We start from the raw sequence: 17986 nt of genomic DNA on the forward strand, positions 1-17986 counted from the left end.
AGCCACTACGAGCCTCGACTCCTCGCTGCCGCATACGGCACGTATGTGCTGGAATTACGAAGCCCGAACCTTGTCATTGCAGTGATAACGGCCTGCTGTACTGCGGTCTCGGTGGATAGCAGTGCGCCCTGCACGGTGACCGGCACGATGATGGTCGTGCCGCCCGTACCGCCGCCGGACAGGCCTGGTAGCGGGCCGCCGCGTGGGGCGGCCAGCATCGCCAGTGCGCGCGGGTCGATCGGTGCGCGTCCGGCGAGCATGTCTTTGGACAGGACGTACTCGCCGGCGTGCACGATGGCCGGGACTGGCTGCCCAGCGGCTCCGGGTACCCAGCCGCCGACGTCGTAGCTGGCGAAGATGCGGTGGCCGGAGGTGCCGCCGCCGGTGATCGTCTGGATCTCGGTCAGCTTGTTCAGGGCTGCGTCCAGGCTGCTGGAGTCGAGCTTGAGTTTGGTGTCCAGCTCCGGCGGGATCAGGCCGTACTTTTTCAGCAGCTGGTCGATCTGGTCCCGGGACAACCCGGCCTGGGTGGCCACCGCCTCCAGCTGCACGACCTGCTCGGCCATCTTGACGTTGGCTGCGGCAATGTCGCCGCCGGCGTCGATCTCCTTGCCGTGCATGTCCAAGATCGCGGTGGCCATGTCGGAGATGGCTTGGCGGTTGGCGATCGCGGCATCGGAGTTGCCGGTGATGTCCTTGGCCGAGCCCTTGAAATCGGTCGCGTTGCGCTCAAGGGTCTGACTCAAGTCGTTGAACTGGCGCTGGAGCGAGTCGATCGACGCGGACTTGGTGATCACGTCGGACATGGCCTGGTACTGGGCTTTGGTGCGGTCGGTGGTGTCCGACAGCTTCTTCAGCGTGTCGTCCAGACCGGTGTTGGCGGCAGCGGCCTGGTCGGTAGTAGCAACTCCCAGCGCTTGTTCGGCGTCGATCTTGGCCAGGGCGGCGTAGTACTGCGGGAAGTCCCGCTCGGCGTTGATCAGCGCCTCGTGGTTGGTGCCGACCACCGACCGGATCTGGTCGATCAGCGTTGCCGCCCGGTCAGCGCGGCCGGAGGTGACCAGCTGCGCTAGCGCCCCGTCATAGGACTTCAAGGTGGCGCCGTCCGCGCCGTACTGCTGGTTCAGCTTGCCCAGGACCACGCCGAGGCGGGCCATCGGATCCAGCGTCTGCGGGATCACGGTCTTGAGCTCGTTGAGCCCGTTGACCATGTCGATCATGTTCTGGCCGTCGAACTTGTCCTTGACGTGCGAGGCTGTGTTCTCCCAGGCGTCGAAGGCTTTCAGGTCCTGGGCCGCCCGGCCGAGGTCAGCCGAAGCATCCGACATGCCGGAGCGGCTGCGGACCATCGCCGCCGTGAACTGATCGACCGACACCGACGCGGTCTTGGCGTCGTCGGAGGTGGACAGCAGGGTCGTGCCGAGCATTGCGATCCCGGCGACCACCCCGCCGATGATCGGCAGCCCCACGCCGAGCCCGCCCATTAAACCGGCCCCGGCCGTCTCGGCCGCCGCGGCGTCGGCGGACATCGCCGCCGTCGAAGTAGCCATCCGGCCCTCCGCCGCGGCGACCACTGTCGCGGCCTGCTCGGCTGCCGCGGCCGCCTGCGCCGCGTCGACCTCGGCCATCTGCGCGTACACGCCGAGCTTCTCGGCGCTGACCTGGGCCGCGGCCGCATCGGCAATCATCGCCTTCTGCGTCGCGTCCGACACCCCGGTGGCCGCCGCCGACGCCCGCGCCAGAAACACCGCACGCTCGGCGGCAGCGTCGGCCTCCACCTGGGAGGTTTCCAGGGTTTGCAGCGCCAGCTCCTGCTGCGCATTCGCCGCCACCTGCGCGGCGCGGGCCTGCGCCAGCAGCGCCGGATCGAAGGATCCGGTGCCGATCGCGACGTAGCGGGCCATCGCCTCGGTGCCGTCGGCCACCCCGCGGTAGACCGTGCCGAACGTCCCGGCCACGCTGGAGCCGATCGCGCCGGCGCTGCGGCCGAACGCCGACCAGGCGGTGCCGACACCGGAGATGGCCTCCCCGATCTGGCCTGCCTGCCGCAGCGGGAAGCCGATGATCGCGGTGGCCATCTCCCCGATGAAGGAGATGGTGCGAAGCCCGGCAAGCACCGTCCACTTCACCGCCAGGGCGCCGAGCACGCCGTCGATGAAGAACTGAAACTCGCCCTGGTGGTCACGCACCAGGTCGGCGAACCATTCGATGCCGGGCCCGACCACACCGACCAGGGTGTGCGCGCCGGAAAGCAGGTCGTGGCCGACAGTGTCGGCGACCGACTGCCCGATGTGCAGCAGGATCGGCAGCACCACGGCGGCGGCGTCCCGGACTTCACCGGCGAACGTGGAGACGTCGGCGGCGACCGAGCGGACCGCCTCACCGGCCTTACGCCAGTTGGAGCTGTCCTCGGTGTCCGCCAGCGGCACACCAGTGTGGCTGTTCCGGTGCCCGGGGGCGAAAGGGTTGGCACCGGTCTTTCCCTCGGTCTGGCCCGACGCCCCGGTCAGGCCGCCCCAGAACTTGTTCCAGGCCGCCGCCCCGGTCGTCTCCAGCCAGGTGATCCCGGCGGAGATCTTCGGGATCATGTAGTCGCCGGCTTCGACACCGACGTTGTGGAAGCGGGCGCCGATCACATCCAGTTGCTGGCGCAGCGTGCCGGCGTTGCGGGTCCAGGCTGCCTCCCACGCATCGCCGTTGGCCTGGTCGACGACCTGCGTGTATTTGATCTGGAGCTGGTCGAGTTGGGTGGTGAGCTCAGCGACGCCCCGGAAAGACTTGCCGCCACCGAACAGCTTGGTCAACAGGCTGTTCTGGGCGTTCTCGCTCATGCCCTTGGCGTTCATCGCATCCTGAAGATGCTTCAGGGCGACATACACACCGTCCGGCTTCTGAAGGTCATCGGCCAGCGTGGTGACCGTCAGCCCGGTGTCCTTCAACACCGTGTTGAAAGCCGCCTGGCTGGACATGGCGTCCGTGGTCGACAGCCCCAGCTCGGAGGTGAACTTCGACGCCTGCTTGGACTGGCCGACCATCATCGCCAGCATCATCGACAGCCGGGTTCCGGCGGTCGCCGCCGAATCACCCCGGTCGGTCAAGAAGTCCAGCGCCGCCCCCGCGGACAGCAGATCAACGTGCAGGGTGGCGGCCGTCGGCGACCAGTTCTTCACTGAGGCGTTGAAGTCGCCGAAAACCATCATCCCCTGGCCGACGACCGCGTTGATCTCGGCCATCGCCTTGGCCGGATCACGGAGCTGGTCCCCGTAGCCCCGCATGACCGAGGTCAGCGCGACCGTCGTATCGGTCAGATCGGCGCCCGAGAGCTTCGCGGCACGCTCGGCCTGCTCCACCATCCCCAAGGCCTGCGACAGGCCCAGACCCGCGGAGATAGGGAAGTACAGGGCCTCGGCGACCTGGTCCCCGGCGAACCCGGCCTCGTTCCCGATCTCCAGGAGCTGCTTGGTCAGCCCGTCAGCGGTCAGGTGCGCGGCAGCAAGCTGCTTCGCATCCAGACCAGCCTGGGTGTAGAGCCGGGTGACCTGCGTCTGAAAGGTGGCGGCCCACCGCACCGACTCCGTCGCCGAGGCGGCGACCGCCAACCCGACCGAGGCGGCAGCGACCTTGACCGCCCCGAACCCGTCAGCCAGCCTCCGGTTGGAGGCGCGAATCGCATCCGCGTTGGCCGTCTGAAGCGCGGTGAAACGCTCCCCGCGGACCGCGGCATCAGCCAGCGCCGCGTTGTACGGCGAGACGATCGCGCCGATACGGACCGCGAAGTCCGCGATGACATCGGCCACCGCGGCCTCCCAGGCTGTGCGCTATTCAGTTATGTGTGTGACAACCCCCTCAGCGGAACCCCCAGGCATGGCCGTTGCCCCTGCCCATCCACTGCGTGAACCGGAACCCACCCAGATCCCGGTGCAGCGCGGTCGCCTCCCGCACCGCCCGCTTCAAGAACGGGTGGTCCTGCTCGTGCTCCAGGTACCCGCCGTACAGCGACGCCTCCCGGTGCGTGCCGTAGCCGGTGCGGAACCCCGGGCGCGGCCCGATCAACACCGAGAAGGTGCCGTAGTCCCCCGGCTTCGGCTCGTCATGACCGAGAGAGGCCCGCAGATTCCCCGACCGGAACGCCGGCGGCTCCCCATGCGGTGACGTCGACGGCCCGAGCACATCGGCCCGGTAGGTCAGCAGCAGTTCACGGGCCCGCGCCACCGACATGTCGGCCAGCGTGTTCATCATCGACGCGGTCTCGGCCGCCGACTCCTCCACCAGCGAGGTGAACAGCTGGGTGAACAGCCCCGGTTCCAGGATCTCCGGCATGACGCACGGCTCCCTTCGCCAGTCAGCTGTCGCGGCTACGCCGCTCGTTCTCCGCAGCCCGCCGGGCACAGATCAGATCCCAGGTGAAGCGGCGCACGTACCAGGGGGTTTCCTGAAGCTGGTGCCAGGTCCAGCCCATCTCGCGCATCACCTCGAAATCGACCAGCTCCTCCGGCGGCGCGCCGGAGTTCCACGTGCCCTCATAGATGGATTCGGCGGGCAGCAGGACCTCCTCGAAGTAGGGGTCTAGCCCGCCGGGGTAGGGTCCGGCGACAACGCCTTCGACAACGTCGTGCGGATCTCGATCGGAAGCTTCGCCACCAGCTCTGGGGTGGCCGGCAGAGGCAGCGGCTCCTGATCCGCACCGGCGCCGAAAGCATCGTAGACATGCCAGTCGGTTACCATGCGGGCGATCGCCTCCCGGGAGAACCGCGCCGGATCCTTCGTCTCCTCCTGCACCCCATCCTCCGGGCCGGTCAGCATCTCCAACGGCACCGTCTTCCGGTTCCGCAACACGACATAGACCTGATCCCCAGGCTCAGACAACTCCGGGAAGTCGAAGCGGATGATGCGGTTGGCGTAGCCCGGCACGGGAAGCTCCTTCAAATATTCGGTTGTGGTTTTGCCGCCGACCCTGGGCGCAATAGGCGTCCGCGACGGCAGGGAAATCAGTGCTCTACACCATGCCACCTGGTCGTGGACCATAGGATCGGCGGTGGGGACGCGGTACCGGCAGGGGGGCGTGGATGCGAGGACTCAGGGACAAGCTGGTCGGCACGCTGGGCACCGCTGTGATGCTCTCGGCGGCAGCCTCGCTGGTCTTGCTGGCGGCCGGAGCAGCACTTGCGTGGGCGAACAAGCATGCGCTGGTCCCGGCCGCCTGGGCCTCGGCCGCATTGGCCGCCGCACCAGCAGCAACCAAACTGGGCCGCTCAGCAGCGAAATCCACACAGGGCCAGTTCCGGCAGCAACGCACCGCTCGCAAGCAGCTGCTCATCAGCCCTGGACAGAGCAGGAAACCGCTGTCGGTCGCGGCAGTGAATCCTGCGCACCTGCGCATCCATCCATCCGGAGCCGCAGATGGCGCCGGGCGACTCACACCAGTGCCGTACGTCAAACGGGACCTGCACGACACGCTGGCCGATCTCATCGCCGCCGGATCCTTCGTACTGCTGCAAGGCGGTTCGGCAGTCGGCAAGAGCCGTCTGGCCTTCGAGGCCGCACGCACCGCAGTACCGGACTGGACGATGGTCGTCCCGGATCCACCGGCCACCACACCCGGCGCGCTGGCCGCGCTCGCCGACCTGGCCCCGACCCGGACTCTGGTGTGGCTGGACGACCTCCAGCGCTACCTGACCCCCGACGGCCTGACCGAACGCGTCCTGGACCGCCTGGTCTCACCCCGCAAAGGAGTGTCGGTACTGGCGACGCTGAACAGCGGCGCCAAGGCCGCACTGGGCCGATCCGAGGCCGGCAGAACCGACCGCGCGCTGCGTGCCGAGGCTCTAAGGATCGTGGAGCGTGCCGAACACACCGGCGTTTTCTACATCGACGCACATCTCAGCCCCACAGAACTACCGCGAGCCAAAGCCGCCAACGGCAATGACCCGCGGCTTTCCGATGCCGCTGCGCACAACGCCAGCGACGGCTTCGGGCCCCGCCTGGCCGGAGGCCCGGCAGCCCTGGCCCGCTGGCGCGACGGACGCAACGGCGGCAACCGCATCGGAGCTGCGATCATCGACGCCGCCGTAAACCTGCGCCGGGCCGGGTACACCTCGCCCATCCCCGAACCCATGCTGCACACGCTGTGCCAAGAGCACCTACTGAAAAGGCACCGCCTGTTCAACGACCACGACTTCGATGCCGCGCTGGCGTGGGCCTGCGACAGCGAGCGCGACACCCAGCCTTGCCTGGAACAGATCGAAACCGACCGGTTCGAAGTCTTCGACTACCTCACCGACCAGGCCCAGCGATACTCCGATACCGCCCCACCCATCCCACCGGCGCTGTGGCAGGCCGCGATCGAAGCAGCCACCATCCCGGAGTGCCACACCATCGGCGGCGCCGCCTATGAACAGCAGCTGACCGACATCGCTGAAAAAGCGTTCAACAAGGCAGCCTCAGCCAACGACTCCCAGGCATACTTCGCTCTCGCCTTCATCGCAGGTGAGGAGCCCAGACGCCGGGAGGAAGCCGAACAGCTGTACCGCCGCGCCATCACCACCGGAAACACCAAAGCCCTGAACAACCTGGCCCTCCTCCTGGCCCAGGATCCGGAGCACCGGGAGGAAGCCGAACAGCTGTACCGCCGCGCCATCACCACCGGAAACACCGCGGCTCAGTACAACCTGGCCCTCCTGCTGGCCCAGGATCCGGAGCACCAGGAGGAAGCCGAACAGCTGTACCGCCGCGCCATCACCACCGGAAACACCGACGCCCTGAACAACCTGGCGAACCTGCTGGCCGACGATCCGGAGCACCAGGAGGAAGCCGAACAGCTGTACCGCCGCGCCATCACCACCGGAAACACCAACGCCCTGAACAACCTGGCGAACCTGCTGGCCCAGGATCCGGAGCACCAGGAGGAAGCCGAACAGCTGTACCGCCGCGCCATCACCACCGGAAACACCGACGCCCTGAACAACCTGGCGAACCTGCTGGCCGACGATCCGGAGCACCGGGAGGAAGCCGAACAGCTGTACCGCCGCGCCATCACCACCGGAAACACCAAAGCCCTGAACAACCTGGCGAACCTGCTGGCCCAGGATCTGGAACGCCGAGAGGAAGCCGAACAGCTGTACCGCCGCGCCATCACCACCGGAAACACCAACGCCCTGAACAACCTGGCCCTCCTGCTGGCCCAGGATCTGGAACGCCGGGAGGAAGCCGAACAGCTGTACCGCCGCGCCATCACCACCGGAAACACCGACGCCCTGAACAACCTGGCGAACCTGCTGGCCCAGGATCCGGAGCACCGGGAGGAAGCCGAACAGCTGTACCGCCGCGCCATCACCACCGGAAACACCAACGCCCTGAACAACCTGGCGAACCTGCTGGCCCAGGATCTGGAACGCCGGGAGGAAGCCGAACAGCTGTACCGCCGCGCCATCACCACCGGAAACACCAAAGCCCTGAACAACCTGGCGAACCTGCTGGCCCAGGATCTGGAACGCCGGGAGGAAGCCGAACAGCTGTACCGCCGCGCCATCACCACCGGAAACACCAACGCCCTGAACAACCTGGCGAACCTGCTGGCCCAGGATCTGGAACGCCGGGAGGAAGCCGAACAGCTGTACCGCCGCGCCATCACCACCGGAAACACCAAAGCCCTGAACAACCTGGCCCTCCTCCTGGCCCAGGATCCGGAGCACCGGGAGGAAGCCGAACAGCTGTACCGCCGCGCCATCACCACCGGAAACACCGCGGCTCAGTACAACCTGGCCCTCCTGCTGGCCCAGGATCCGGAGCACCGGGAGGAAGCCGAACAGCTGTACCGCCGCGCCATCACCACCGGAAACACCGCGGCTCAGTACAACCTGGCCCTCCTGCTGGCGGGCGAAACAGGTCGCCGGGATGAGGCCCGGCAGTTGTACGGGCGCGCGGTGGAGGCTGGCATCGACGATGATCCGGGCGGTCTGGCCTCCCCGTTGGGTGAATAGCACGCCGTGCTATCGGCACCTCAAGCCGAAGGCAAACGTATGAGGGCTGCCGGATACGTCAGTATGCAGTCTGCACGAAGTTCTTCACGGTGGCCTGGATAACACCGCCCCCGTCGACGGCGTTGGCGATCCCGGACAGCGAGAACGACGCTGCGGCGTACGGGCCGGACAGGTCGCGGGCTCCCTTGTAGAACCCGGACTGGGACATGGTGAGCGCGAAGCTGGCACCGCCGAACGGCAGCGGCTGGACCAGCGTGGAGGTGGCCGGGCCTTGGATGTACTGCTGGTACAGGGCCAGGTCGGCCATGTTCTCGAAGATCGCCTTGTAGGAGCCGTCGGCTTCCAGCGGGCCGGCGAAGATCTCCCGGGGTGCCTGCTGGCCGGTGGACAGGTGCAGGGCTTCGGTGGCGCGCTTCAGTGTGAGGTCCAGGCTGATGCCGCGGGTGGAGGCGGCGCCGCCGTTGCTCATCTGCCACTGCCATCCGAGCATCGGCGGCAGCGCGCTGTAGGGCTGGGCCATCGGGGTCTGCGGCGCTGACGGGTAGGACAGCATCTTGATGCTGAGTGTCACCGCGGACTTCGGGTCGATCTTGATCTGCATGTCGGAGATCGCCGCCGAGGAGAACCCGAGCGTCCCGATGGTGTCGAACACGGTCAGGCTGAAAGTCGAGCGCTGGAAAGCGCTCTGCTTGAACAGGTGGGTTGCCTGCGAGACGACGGTGGCCCCGACGGCGTGTGTCTTGGCCAGGGCGGTGCCGGAGCCGGTGGAGGTCAGCGGGGTCACGTATGGGCCGGTGCCGGTGGGCACGCCGGTGATGGCGTATTCGGTGTTGGTGCCGGTGTCGATGGCGATGGTGGAGCCGGCCGGGACCGACGCTGTGAGGGGGATGGAGTTGGCGCCGACGGCGGTTCCGGTGCCGGCAATGGTGGTGGAGACCCCGGGGGTGACGGTGTCCGGGCCGATCATGCCGCGCAGGAACATCCCGACGATGTCGGGGTAGCACAGGCACTCGATGTCCCAGGAGGCGTCGACGGTGCCCTGGTACATGCCGTGCAGGATCGAGTCGTCGCCACGCACGGACTCGTCTTTGATCTGTGCGTACACGTCCTCGAAGCTGGCTTTGGTGAACGGCACGGCCATGGTCGGGGCCAGGTACTGCCCGAGGGCGAGTTCGCGGGCGATGCCCAGGGTGGAGGCGCGGGAGAGCTGGGTCATGCGGCGGCCCCCTCGGCGGGAGCAGCCTTGGCTACCGGCCGGGCCGTCTCAGGCCCGGCGGTAGTCGGCGGCTTCTTGGCGGGACGGTCGGGCCCGAGCGGCTCGAAGCCGGCGATCGGGATCGGCCACTCCAGCGCTTCGCCCGGCTCGACCGCGGCGGACGGGTACACCTGGCCGTCTTCGGCGCGGTGCTCGGGCACCTGCGCGAGGTGCGGGTGAGGATTGCGATAGCGCACGACGCCGCCTCTGGTATGAAGTTGTGGGTGGTGGTCTTTCTTGAGGTGCGCAGACTGCGAGGGCGATGGCAGGCGCGATGCCTTGGCGACCGTTTAGGGCCCTGTTCCGTCCACAGCGGTGTTGGGTACTACAGAATCAGGCCTCTGTTTCATCGTCATCGCCTGGAGAGCAGGCAAAACACCTCGAAGTGCTAGCAAACGACATCAGGAACGTCCACAGCCTCAGCAGCACCGATCACGTCCGAGAACGCCCCAGGAACGGGAGAAGGTTTACATGACTCGGATAAAAAACAGCGTGAAGAGACATGTGGAAGGGGTTGGCCTCTACATCCACGAGGAGCTCGATGATGGTCGCGAAGTGGTAACACTGAATATGAATGGCGTGCGCGTCGGTTACGCCGTACTCACCAGCAGCAGCTCTCACTGGAGCGCCCATCACCATAAACGCGGACGCGTCTTCGCCACAAACCTTGGCCTATTCGAGGGCATAGACGACGCGATACTTGCAATCATGCAAAATCTTAGCGATGACGACCTTCGATGGTAGCAACCGCTTGGGGAAATAGCATTGATATATTTACGCAGGAGTTGATTTGCTGATCCGTCAAGCAAGCAGTTCAAGGTCGTCGATGGTGTAGGTGATGGTGGCCTTGAAGATCCCTAGCGTCACGGTCTCGGAGGCCGGGGTGAAGGCGACGGTCACCATGCCGGGGTTCTCGCCGGCGGACAGGAACCGGCCGCCGTGGGAGTGGTCGTGGGGGAAGCCGCGGATGCGGGCCAGCGTCGCCTCGACTGCGTCGTCCAGGTTCTGCTGGTCGAGCTCGGCGGAGCCGCCGGAGTTGTTCAGCGGCCACAGGGCGTGCAGCACCATCCGGTGCCGGGCCATGATGCGGATGTGGGCGGTCCGCTCCTCCGAGATTTGGGTGCGGGTCACATACAGCGAGGTTCTCATGGTGGCCGGGGTCCGCGGCCAGTAGCCGGAGACGACACCGAACGGCCCGCCCGCCACAGCGTTCAGGGCAGGCAGGCCGTCGCCGGCGGTGTTCAGCCACTCGGTCTCGCGGGACACCACATCGGCGGTGGAGGGCATTGGTCTACTCCCAGCCGCCGGAGTTGAATGTGGAGTTGTCGCCGTCGCGCGCGATCAGATACGCGATGATCTTCTGCTTCTTGTCCGGGTCCATGTGCGCCCAGCGCGCCTTGAGCTTCGCGCGCTGCTTGGCCTGCCACTGCGGCGACATCGTGGACCACTTCGGGTGCGTCCACCGCCCGGTCCGCTGGTGGTTCTTCCAGACCAGATACAAGATCACCTTGTCCCGTTTCTGCGGGTCCATGGTGTGCCAGCGCGCCTTCAACGCCGCACGCAGCCTCGCCTGGTGAGCCGGGGTCATCGTCGACCATTTGCGGTGGGTCCACACCCCGGTCTTCTGGAAACGCTGCCAGGCCAGGAACCCGAGGATCTTGTCCTTCTGATCCAGGGACATGCGGGTCCAGCGCTCGCGGGCGGCCTTGGCCAGGGCGGCCTTCTGGGCGGCGGTCATCTGCTCGCCCTTGATGTGGAACCACTGCCCCGTCTTCAGATAGTGCTGGTAGCGCAGGAAACGCAGCACCTTGATGCGCTGCGCCTCCGACATGGCCAGCCAGCGGGCCTTCATCCGCGCCGACAGCTTCGCCCGCCCAGCAGGCGTGAGGGGAATGTGGTGGCCCTTCATCCGGGCCGAGAGCTTGGCGCGCGCCGCCGCCGACATGTGGCGGCCCTTCATCCGCGCGGCGAGCTTCGCCCGCGCGGCCGCGGACATCTGCCGGCCCTTCAGCGCGGCGGACAGCCGGGCCCTGGCCTCATCCGACATGCGGTGCTTTCGGGCGGTGGCCCGGTGGATGGCACGCTGGTGCTGGCCGACCCGGCGCACGCGCCAGCGATGTGGATGCCGGATCTTGTGACCGGGGCGGCGCCGGTAGGCCGGGCGGCCGGTGCGGTGGTGCAGCGCGTTGGAGTAGCCGCGGCGCACCCGCCGCTGGCGGGAAGGCAGCTGGTAGGCCGGGCGGGTCCGGCGCCGGTACTTGGAGTGCGCGCTGCGCGCCGGGGTGCGGCGCCGACGTCGACGCGCCATCAGTTCGGCCGCACGTAGGACACAAGGATGTCCACGGCCTGCCCGCGCAGCGTATCCGCGTCGTGCTGGGTGGTGCCGGGCCGCAGCTCGGTCACCGCCAGATGCGCCGCCATCAACCGGCACGCCCGAGACAGGGAAGCTGGGACGTTTAGGGTGTAACCGCCGGAGTAGGTGACACGGATCAGCGACCCGGCCGGCAGGTAGGTGCCCAGCGGAAACCACACGTGCCCGCTGTCGCTCTCCGGCCCGACCAGGCGGGCGGGCTCAATCAGCTGCGAACCCCCGAAGCTGCGCAGGATCAGCACCTGTACGTCGGTGTAGGTCCACATCTCCGGATAGCGAGGCGCGTACTGGTCCAGGTAGACGTGCCGGATCAGGGACGTCGTGCCCAGCGCCGCAGCGTAGGAGGCGCCGACCACGCCCTGGGGATCGATCGGGATGCCACCGGCGTCGCCGTACTCGTCGGGGTCCACCCCGGAGGCGCGGTGCGTCTCGACCAGGCCGGTGAACGGTGCCAGGCGGCGATCGGTCTCGTCCTCGCACATGCGGGTGGCGTCGACCAGGAACTCCTGCACCACGTCCGGGTCGAAGTGGACGAACAGGTCCGCGAACGGGCCGCCCATCAGCTGGGCAACGGTGGCCAGCGGCGTGACGGTGTCGGTCACCGGGCACCGTCGCATTCCCCGGCGCACGGCCGGTGATGAGGTAGACCTCGCTCATGCGGGGCCGAAGGGGAAGACCAGAGAACGGGACGGGCCTGCTCGGACTGGGGGTCGCGTCGATTCAGCGAAGGGGCTCCGGTCGCGGTCGCTGCGTAGGCGCTGACCGCTGGACGGCCCCCACGACAGCGGAGGCCTGCATTGGCGGCTACTTAGCAGAGGCTTTGCCCTCGGGCTTGGCGCGCGCAGCACCTGCGGCCGACGGCTTTGCCGCCTTCTCCGCGGGCTCCGCCGACTCGGCGTTGCCGACGATCTTGGTGGTCTCCGGGTTCGCGTTCTCGATGATGGTGAAGCCGCCATCGGGGATGCGGGCCAGGACCAGGGCGTGCTCCACCGGCACCTTGATCACGGCGCCGTCGGTTGGCCAGGTGTGGCCGGCCGAGTCGGTCCCGGCGTGGGCCTTGCAGACGTTGACCAGGTCGGGCATCAGCCGGGTACTCCTTGAACAGGTGGCAGGGAAAGTCGGGGGCCCGGGTCGCGCGCCCCAGGGCCGATACGTGCTCGTTGCCTGGGGTGGGCGACGGGTCCGCATTCCGTGTTGCGCGCCGGCAGCCGCGCCCACGCACGAAGGTGGAGAAGAGGGGGGTGCCCGTGGCGCGCCTTCTCCAGGCGCGCCGCGCGCCACGGGACGATCAAGGGGGTGGCCGGGCCCCGGCGCTGTTCGGGGCCTGGCCGGGTGTGCGTGGCGTGTCGGCCTGTGGTTGGCAGCCTGCGCACACGATCAGGGGGGATCAGGACAGGGATACCGCGACGCGGGATGCGCGGCCGACGAACTTCGCCGCGCGCACACCCAGGGTGGTGTCGGTGATCAGTGCGTACGGCATGGAGTCCGGGGAGGCGGTGGTCGGGTACAAGTCGAGGGGCTTGTACTGCCGCACCCACGGGCGCACGAGGTTCTGCGGGTCGCGGGAGATCAGGAAGATGTTCTCCAGCCCGGCCCCGCCCGGCCCGATGCCAGTGTTGGTGCCGTAGTAGGTGGTGGGCAGGATGCCGGGCACGGTGGCACCGTTGGAGGGGACCAGGGCGGTGCCGGTGTCGGTGATGGTGGCGGTCATGATCGCCGTGATGCCGTCGGCCGCCAGGCCCACCGTCGCGTCCACCCAGCCCAGCAGCGTTTCCTGGCCGGCGGCGGTGCCGCGCCACACCTTGTACAGGGTGGGCTGTGCGCCCTCCAGGCCGGTGGGGATGGTGAAGGCCAGGGCGACCTGACCCGTGGCGCCGGTAGTGGTGGCGGACACCTCGGCCGAGGGGGAGATCTCGCCCTGGCGGGCGATGACCGGGGAGATCCGGTAGAAGTACTGCCCGGCCGCGAGCGACCCGCCGTTGGCGGACGGGGTGGCGGTGACGGTGCCCATAGACAGTGCGCGGGCCTGGAGGAAGCTGGACTTCAGGATCGGGATGTCGCGGTAGGACATCACGTTCAGGCCGGGGGCGATCTCGACCTTGTCGACGAACCGCTGCTGCGGCGTCAACAGGTTCGCGATCTTGGAGTTGGCGGTGGAGGACATCACCAGCGCCCACGGGGAGTTGCCGGTGGGCTCGGCCGAGTTGGTCTCCACCATGTCGATCAGCCGGTCCAGCACTGACAGGTTCAGGGATGCGCCGTTGGCGTCGATCGCGTTCTGGTTCGCGCCCCCGTAGTTGGAGATCATCGTGTCCAGGCCGTCGAACTGGGGGCGCGGCCCGTTGGCGGAGCAGGCACTGTTCGCCCACAGCAGCGCGGTCTCCACGTCCCAGGTCATGCCGCGGATGGAGCCCTTGATGTCCGTCTCCCGCAGGTTGACCAGCTGCTGGGTCACTTCCTGGGCGTAGCCGGTGACGCTGCCCACCGTCTGGAAGTGGGACATCTTGTACTGGTTCTGGACGTAGGTGCCGTTGGCCACCGGGGAGGCGCCCCCGTCGCTTACCCAGCCCCCACTTGAAATCTGTGTTCGAGTATTGAAGTTGTAAATGTCTGTAGGCCACTGGATGGCCGGGATGGCGGTGACCAGCGGGGAGTACCGGCGCTGGAGCTCGACCATGACCGGGTCGATCACCTTGGGCAAGAACGGGGATGCGCCGACGGCGTTGAGCGCCTCGCGCAATTCGGCAGTCAAAGCGGTACCTCAAGCTTCTGATAATCACGGGTGTGACCATCGCTGCCGTGAGGCACCATCCCCGGATCCCGGGGGTGTGGCGGTCTGGGGACGTGCGGCTACCCGCCGCGAGGTGGTGCAGTCGTTCGGGGTGGGGCCGTGCTCAGGCGCGCGGAACCCGACCGTTCAAGACGTAGTTCTCCAGCTGCGGGAAGGCGTACCGGCTGAACTCCTGCTCGGTGTATTCGTGCAGAGGCTTGTTCGGCCAGCTCTCCGGCAGGCCGTTCTCGTTCAGGGCGGTGCCCACGGTCGCGCTCGGGGCGGTGCCGGGGGCGGTGGCTGTGAGGCCCTTGCGTCCGCCGCCGAGCTGCCCAGACTCGACCAGATCCTGCACGCGCACGGCGACCTGCTCGGAGACCAGGCGTGCGATGCGCTGGTCCTCGGTCTCGGCCACCGGGGCCGGAGCGGCGGCGGCTTGTGCCTGCGCTGCGGCGGTCTGTGCCGCCGCGGCCTGCGCCACTGCGGCGCCGATACCCGGGCTCTGGATCAAGCCCGCCAGCAGTGCAAGCTGGTCGGGGGTCGGCGTCGCGGCGGTCTCCGCGACAGGCGCGGCCGGTGCCGTCTCGACCGGCACCGGGGCCGCAGCAGGGGCGGCGGGGGCGATCGCGGTGATCAGCTTGCCGATCATGTCGGTGAGCTTGTCGAGCTTGTCCGGCTCGCCGGCGGCCGTGGTCGGCGCGGCGGCAGGTGCGGTGTCGGCCGGCGCGGACCCGGCGGTCTGGTTTGTCGGCTCCTCGGCCACAGCATCGTCCTTCTCAGGTTCGGGGTCAGGGGTGTCCGGCGCCGGGACCGGCGCGGTGGAAGGTGGGCCCGACTCGACGGCGGTGGTGGCCGGGGCGGCCTCAGCGCCGTCGGCGGGGATGTCGATATCGGCGTCCAGGTCCGGGTCGATGGCCTTGATCGCCGCGAGGGCGCCGGTCATGGCGGCACGGCCGACCGCGTCCAGGTCATGCGGGTCCAGCTGGTAGCAGGAGACGGACACCTGCGTGGGACCGTTGGTCAGGCAGATCCGGTAGGCCCCGCCGTAGCCCGGGGAGCCGTCGTCCACCCCTTCCGTCACGACGCGGGTCGGCGCCTCGATCAGCCACCCGGCCGCCGGGTCGGTGTAGACACCGAACTCGGTCAAGGCCTTCGTGGCCCGGCCGCGAACCCGTTTGAGCTGCGCGGCGGTGTACTGCCGGGCGGTGGCGGTCTCGCGCAGCGCGAACCAGGCGTGCTTGGCGTGCTCGACCGTGTCCAGCGGGAACCGCTTCACCCCGCCCGGCAAGTAGTCGCCTCGGTCGGCGTAGGCCACCGGCGGGTGCTCGGCGACCGGCGCCGGGTCGGCGGGATCAGCGCTCTCGACGAACATCGCATCGGGTGCGGCCTCGACGATCCCGAACTCCACCGTGGTCTCCCAGGACTTGCCGGAGTTCGGGGGCGTCGGCGGGACGTTCGGCACGTCCTGGGCGGACACGACCACGGCATGGGCGCCGGCGACCCCGGGATTCGCGGTGAAGTCCAGGCCGTCGATCTCCAGATCGTCGGCGGTCTCTACGGCCTGGCCATTCTCGGCGGTGGTCTTGCGGGGCGGTGCCGCCCAGCGGCCGCGGATGCTCACCCCGCGCAGCGACGCCGAGGTGTCGGTCTCCGACTTCGGCAGCAGTCCGGCGATGGTGGGTCCGTGACCCGCGTCAGAGATCTCGCCTTCGTAGCGGGCCGCGCCTGTCTCGTCCTGCCACAGGCGCGTGACCCTACCGACGATGCGGGTCGAGTCGTCCCCGGCGCCGTGGTGGGTGCGCATGGTGATTGGGGAGTCGCCGCTGTTGATGCGGGTGTTGGCACGCTCCACCAGGCGGCCGATGTTCTGGCTGGTGTACAGACGGTTGTTGCGCGAGACACCCGGGGCGATCGCGACACCGGTGATCTGCGCCAGCGGCTTGGCCACGCCGGACTCCTATGAAGTTGTGGTTTGACCTGCAAGTTCGCGACCGGCGGCGTGCCGTAGCATGATCAGCTGTGGCTGACGATGACGGCAAGCGCAAGTTCGATGAGTTGGTGAGGCTGAAGGCGGCGTTTTGGGTAGCCGACCGGCGGTGCTCATGGCTTGCCGACCAGCCCGGCGAGGACGACGCCTTGAATGCGGCGCGCGCCCAACGCTCGGAGATTGTCGTGGAGATGTACTCCCATTCGTGGTGGGCGTCGGCCGGCCCTCGCTATCCGGCGGATCAGAAGGTCATCGCGGCGGCACGACCCCTGACCACGAAGACACTCGACTGGGCCTTTCCGTCAGCGGAGTTCGCCGCAGCCTCCGGCACCGTGGCCCTTCGTGACCTCGACCCCGAGCGCGACTTGGCTCAGGGCCCGTTGACCGCCGGGATCGTGGTGGAAGGGACGTTCACCGCAGTCGGCGACGGCACACTGGTCGCGCTGGAAGGCGACCCATTCGCTGAGGCAACGGTGCTCGCAGACGCCAAGCCGGAGCAGGAGATCGCCTTCACCGTCGAGGGCATGTGCACGCTCGCGGCAGACCACGATGCCTCGACGGCCAGCATCGAGGTACTGAAGATCACCGCAGCCAAACCCGCACTCGCCGAGGACGGAGCGGCGATCATCCGATGGATCGTCAACACCGCACTCGGCACGCCCGGGGCCGGGCTGTGGGAGGCGGTCACCCCCGCTATATAGCGGACCTCACCGGCCGGTCAGGGTGATCTGGATTCCGGTTGCGGCCGCTCCGGCGCCGCCCAGGGTGACGGTGACCCGTCCCATCGCGGGCAGCACCAGCGCGGAGCTGTGCAGGCCGCCGCACACCGTGTAGGTTCCGGCGGCCGCGATGACGGTGGTCTTCAGCATCGCCGGGATCGGATTGCCGGCCGGATCGACGCCGTCGATCTGCACCGTCAACGACGGCGCAGTCCCGGCAAGTGCACCAGGCAGCACGGTCACCGCCAGCAGCACATCGGTGCTGGCAGACAAGTCCACCGGCCCCGAGCTAACCGATCCGACGGCGAAGTTCTCGAACCCGTTGACCGCGGAGTTGAACAGCGTGACCGCGTTGGGGGCGTACACCGGGTTGGACACGGGCGTCCTTTCTCGGCTCAGCCGATCAGCTTGGGGATAAAACAGGGCACGTCCATCGCGCGCAGGGGATGGGACGGCAGCGTGGCCGGTTCCAAAGCCATCACCGTCTCCGGCTGCGCAGCTGCCTCTAACGTCTCGGCGCCGACCTCGGCCTCCGAGGCAATGTCCTGAACTTCACTCTCGGGCACTCTGGGTCCTGGTACGGTTACTGAGCCTTGGTCTCCCGGCTTTTGTCCGTCACCCACGTGGGCTGACTGAGAAGGGAGACGAGGCAATGGGTGACAAGTTCCGGAGCTGGTTCCTGGGGATCGCGATGCTCGGCGTCGAGGTGCTTCAGCTGCTAGCCACGAAGCACGTCATCTAACGGCGAAGGCCCGCGTATGCACCGCGGGCCTTCGTCGTCTATGGGGGCCGTTCACCGTCTCGGGAACGTTGTCCTTGTAAACAAGCTCTGGCTCCAAAATAGCATCAGGTCACACTATGGTGGCTACACAATCCCGCATTCACGTCCAGCCATTACCCATGCG

16 protein-coding genes are annotated in these 17986 nt (G+C 67.9%); 2 read left to right on the plus strand and 14 right to left on the minus strand.

The features are described from left to right. Positions 1-5 precede the first annotated feature (5 nt). The 4 genes from ABD481_RS06795 to ABD481_RS06810 all read right to left on the minus strand — a co-directional run bounded on the left by ABD481_RS06795 (position 6) and on the right by ABD481_RS06810 (position 4911). The gene (locus ABD481_RS06795) at positions 6-3797 is read right to left on the minus strand and encodes a phage tail tape measure protein (RefSeq protein ID WP_344664669.1); all 3792 of its coding nucleotides are present in this window, start codon (positions 3795-3797) and stop codon (positions 6-8) included. A 49-nt stretch (positions 3798-3846) separates the two neighbouring features. After that, positions 3847-4320, minus strand: coding sequence for a hypothetical protein (locus tag ABD481_RS06800; RefSeq protein WP_344664670.1), 474 nt, complete (start codon positions 4318-4320; stop codon positions 3847-3849). A 22-nt stretch (positions 4321-4342) separates the two neighbouring features. Then, on the minus strand, positions 4343-4468 hold the full coding sequence (locus ABD481_RS06805) for a hypothetical protein (protein WP_344664671.1): 126 nt from the start codon (positions 4466-4468) through the stop codon (positions 4343-4345). Between the two features lie 98 nt (positions 4469-4566). Beyond that, positions 4567-4911 (minus strand): hypothetical protein, encoded by a 345-nt coding sequence (locus tag ABD481_RS06810; RefSeq protein WP_344664672.1) that lies wholly within the window; start codon positions 4909-4911, stop codon positions 4567-4569. Positions 4912-5066: 155 nt separating this feature from the next. On the opposite strand from ABD481_RS06810, the gene ABD481_RS06815 reads away from it, so the two are divergent. Further along, positions 5067-7979, plus strand: coding sequence for a tetratricopeptide repeat protein (locus ABD481_RS06815; RefSeq protein WP_344664673.1), 2913 nt, complete (start codon positions 5067-5069; stop codon positions 7977-7979). 58 nt (positions 7980-8037) lie between these two features. Here ABD481_RS06815 and ABD481_RS06820 read toward each other — a convergent pair whose 3' ends face one another. The 8 genes from ABD481_RS06820 to ABD481_RS06855 form a co-directional block, all read right to left on the minus strand. Then, a complete protein-coding gene (locus tag ABD481_RS06820) occupies positions 8038-9195 on the minus strand; it encodes a phage tail tube protein (protein ID WP_344664674.1) in 1158 nt (385 codons plus the stop codon). Then, the gene (locus ABD481_RS06825) at positions 9192-9431 is read right to left on the minus strand and encodes a hypothetical protein (RefSeq protein WP_344664675.1); all 240 of its coding nucleotides are present in this window, start codon (positions 9429-9431) and stop codon (positions 9192-9194) included. The genes ABD481_RS06820 and ABD481_RS06825 overlap by 4 nt, the downstream gene beginning before the upstream one ends. Positions 9432-10035: 604 nt before the next feature. Further along, positions 10036-10521, minus strand: a complete 486-nt coding sequence (locus ABD481_RS06830) for a hypothetical protein (protein ID WP_344664676.1) — start codon at positions 10519-10521, stop codon at positions 10036-10038. Between the two features lie 4 nt (positions 10522-10525). Next, complete coding sequence (locus tag ABD481_RS06835; protein ID WP_344664677.1) at positions 10526-11542, minus strand: hypothetical protein; 1017 nt, start codon at positions 11540-11542, stop codon at positions 10526-10528. Then, a complete protein-coding gene (locus tag ABD481_RS06840) occupies positions 11542-12207 on the minus strand; it encodes a hypothetical protein (RefSeq protein ID WP_344664678.1) in 666 nt (221 codons plus the stop codon). The genes ABD481_RS06835 and ABD481_RS06840 overlap by 1 nt, the downstream gene beginning before the upstream one ends. A gap of 202 nt (positions 12208-12409) precedes the next feature. Beyond that, positions 12410-12688: a hypothetical protein gene (locus ABD481_RS06845; protein WP_344664679.1), complete on the minus strand. Its 279-nt coding sequence runs from the start codon at positions 12686-12688 to the stop codon at positions 12410-12412. Between the two features lie 304 nt (positions 12689-12992). After that, the gene (locus ABD481_RS06850) at positions 12993-14357 is read right to left on the minus strand and encodes an SU10 major capsid protein (RefSeq protein WP_344664680.1); all 1365 of its coding nucleotides are present in this window, start codon (positions 14355-14357) and stop codon (positions 12993-12995) included. Positions 14358-14499: 142 nt separating this feature from the next. Beyond that, entirely contained in the window at positions 14500-16323 is a 1824-nt protein-coding gene (locus ABD481_RS06855) for a hypothetical protein (protein WP_344664681.1), read from the minus strand. A gap of 71 nt (positions 16324-16394) precedes the next feature. On the opposite strand from ABD481_RS06855, the gene ABD481_RS06860 reads away from it, so the two are divergent. After that, complete coding sequence (locus tag ABD481_RS06860; protein WP_344664682.1) at positions 16395-17063, plus strand: hypothetical protein; 669 nt, start codon at positions 16395-16397, stop codon at positions 17061-17063. 6 nt (positions 17064-17069) lie between these two features. Here the strand turns inward: ABD481_RS06860 and ABD481_RS06865 are convergent, their stop codons facing one another. Beyond that, a complete protein-coding gene (locus ABD481_RS06865; protein ID WP_344664683.1) occupies positions 17070-17459 on the minus strand; it encodes a hypothetical protein in 390 nt (129 codons plus the stop codon). 17 nt (positions 17460-17476) lie between these two features. Continuing rightward, positions 17477-17647 carry a hypothetical protein gene (locus ABD481_RS06870; RefSeq protein WP_344664684.1) on the minus strand — a complete coding sequence of 57 codons (171 nt, stop codon included), beginning with the start codon at positions 17645-17647 and terminating at the stop codon, positions 17477-17479. Positions 17648-17986: the final 339 nt, after the last annotated feature.

The sequence above is a fragment of the Catenulispora yoronensis genome (assembly GCF_039531695.1).
In the GTDB taxonomy this organism is placed as follows: Bacteria; Actinomycetota; Actinomycetes; order Streptomycetales; family Catenulisporaceae; genus Catenulispora; species Catenulispora yoronensis.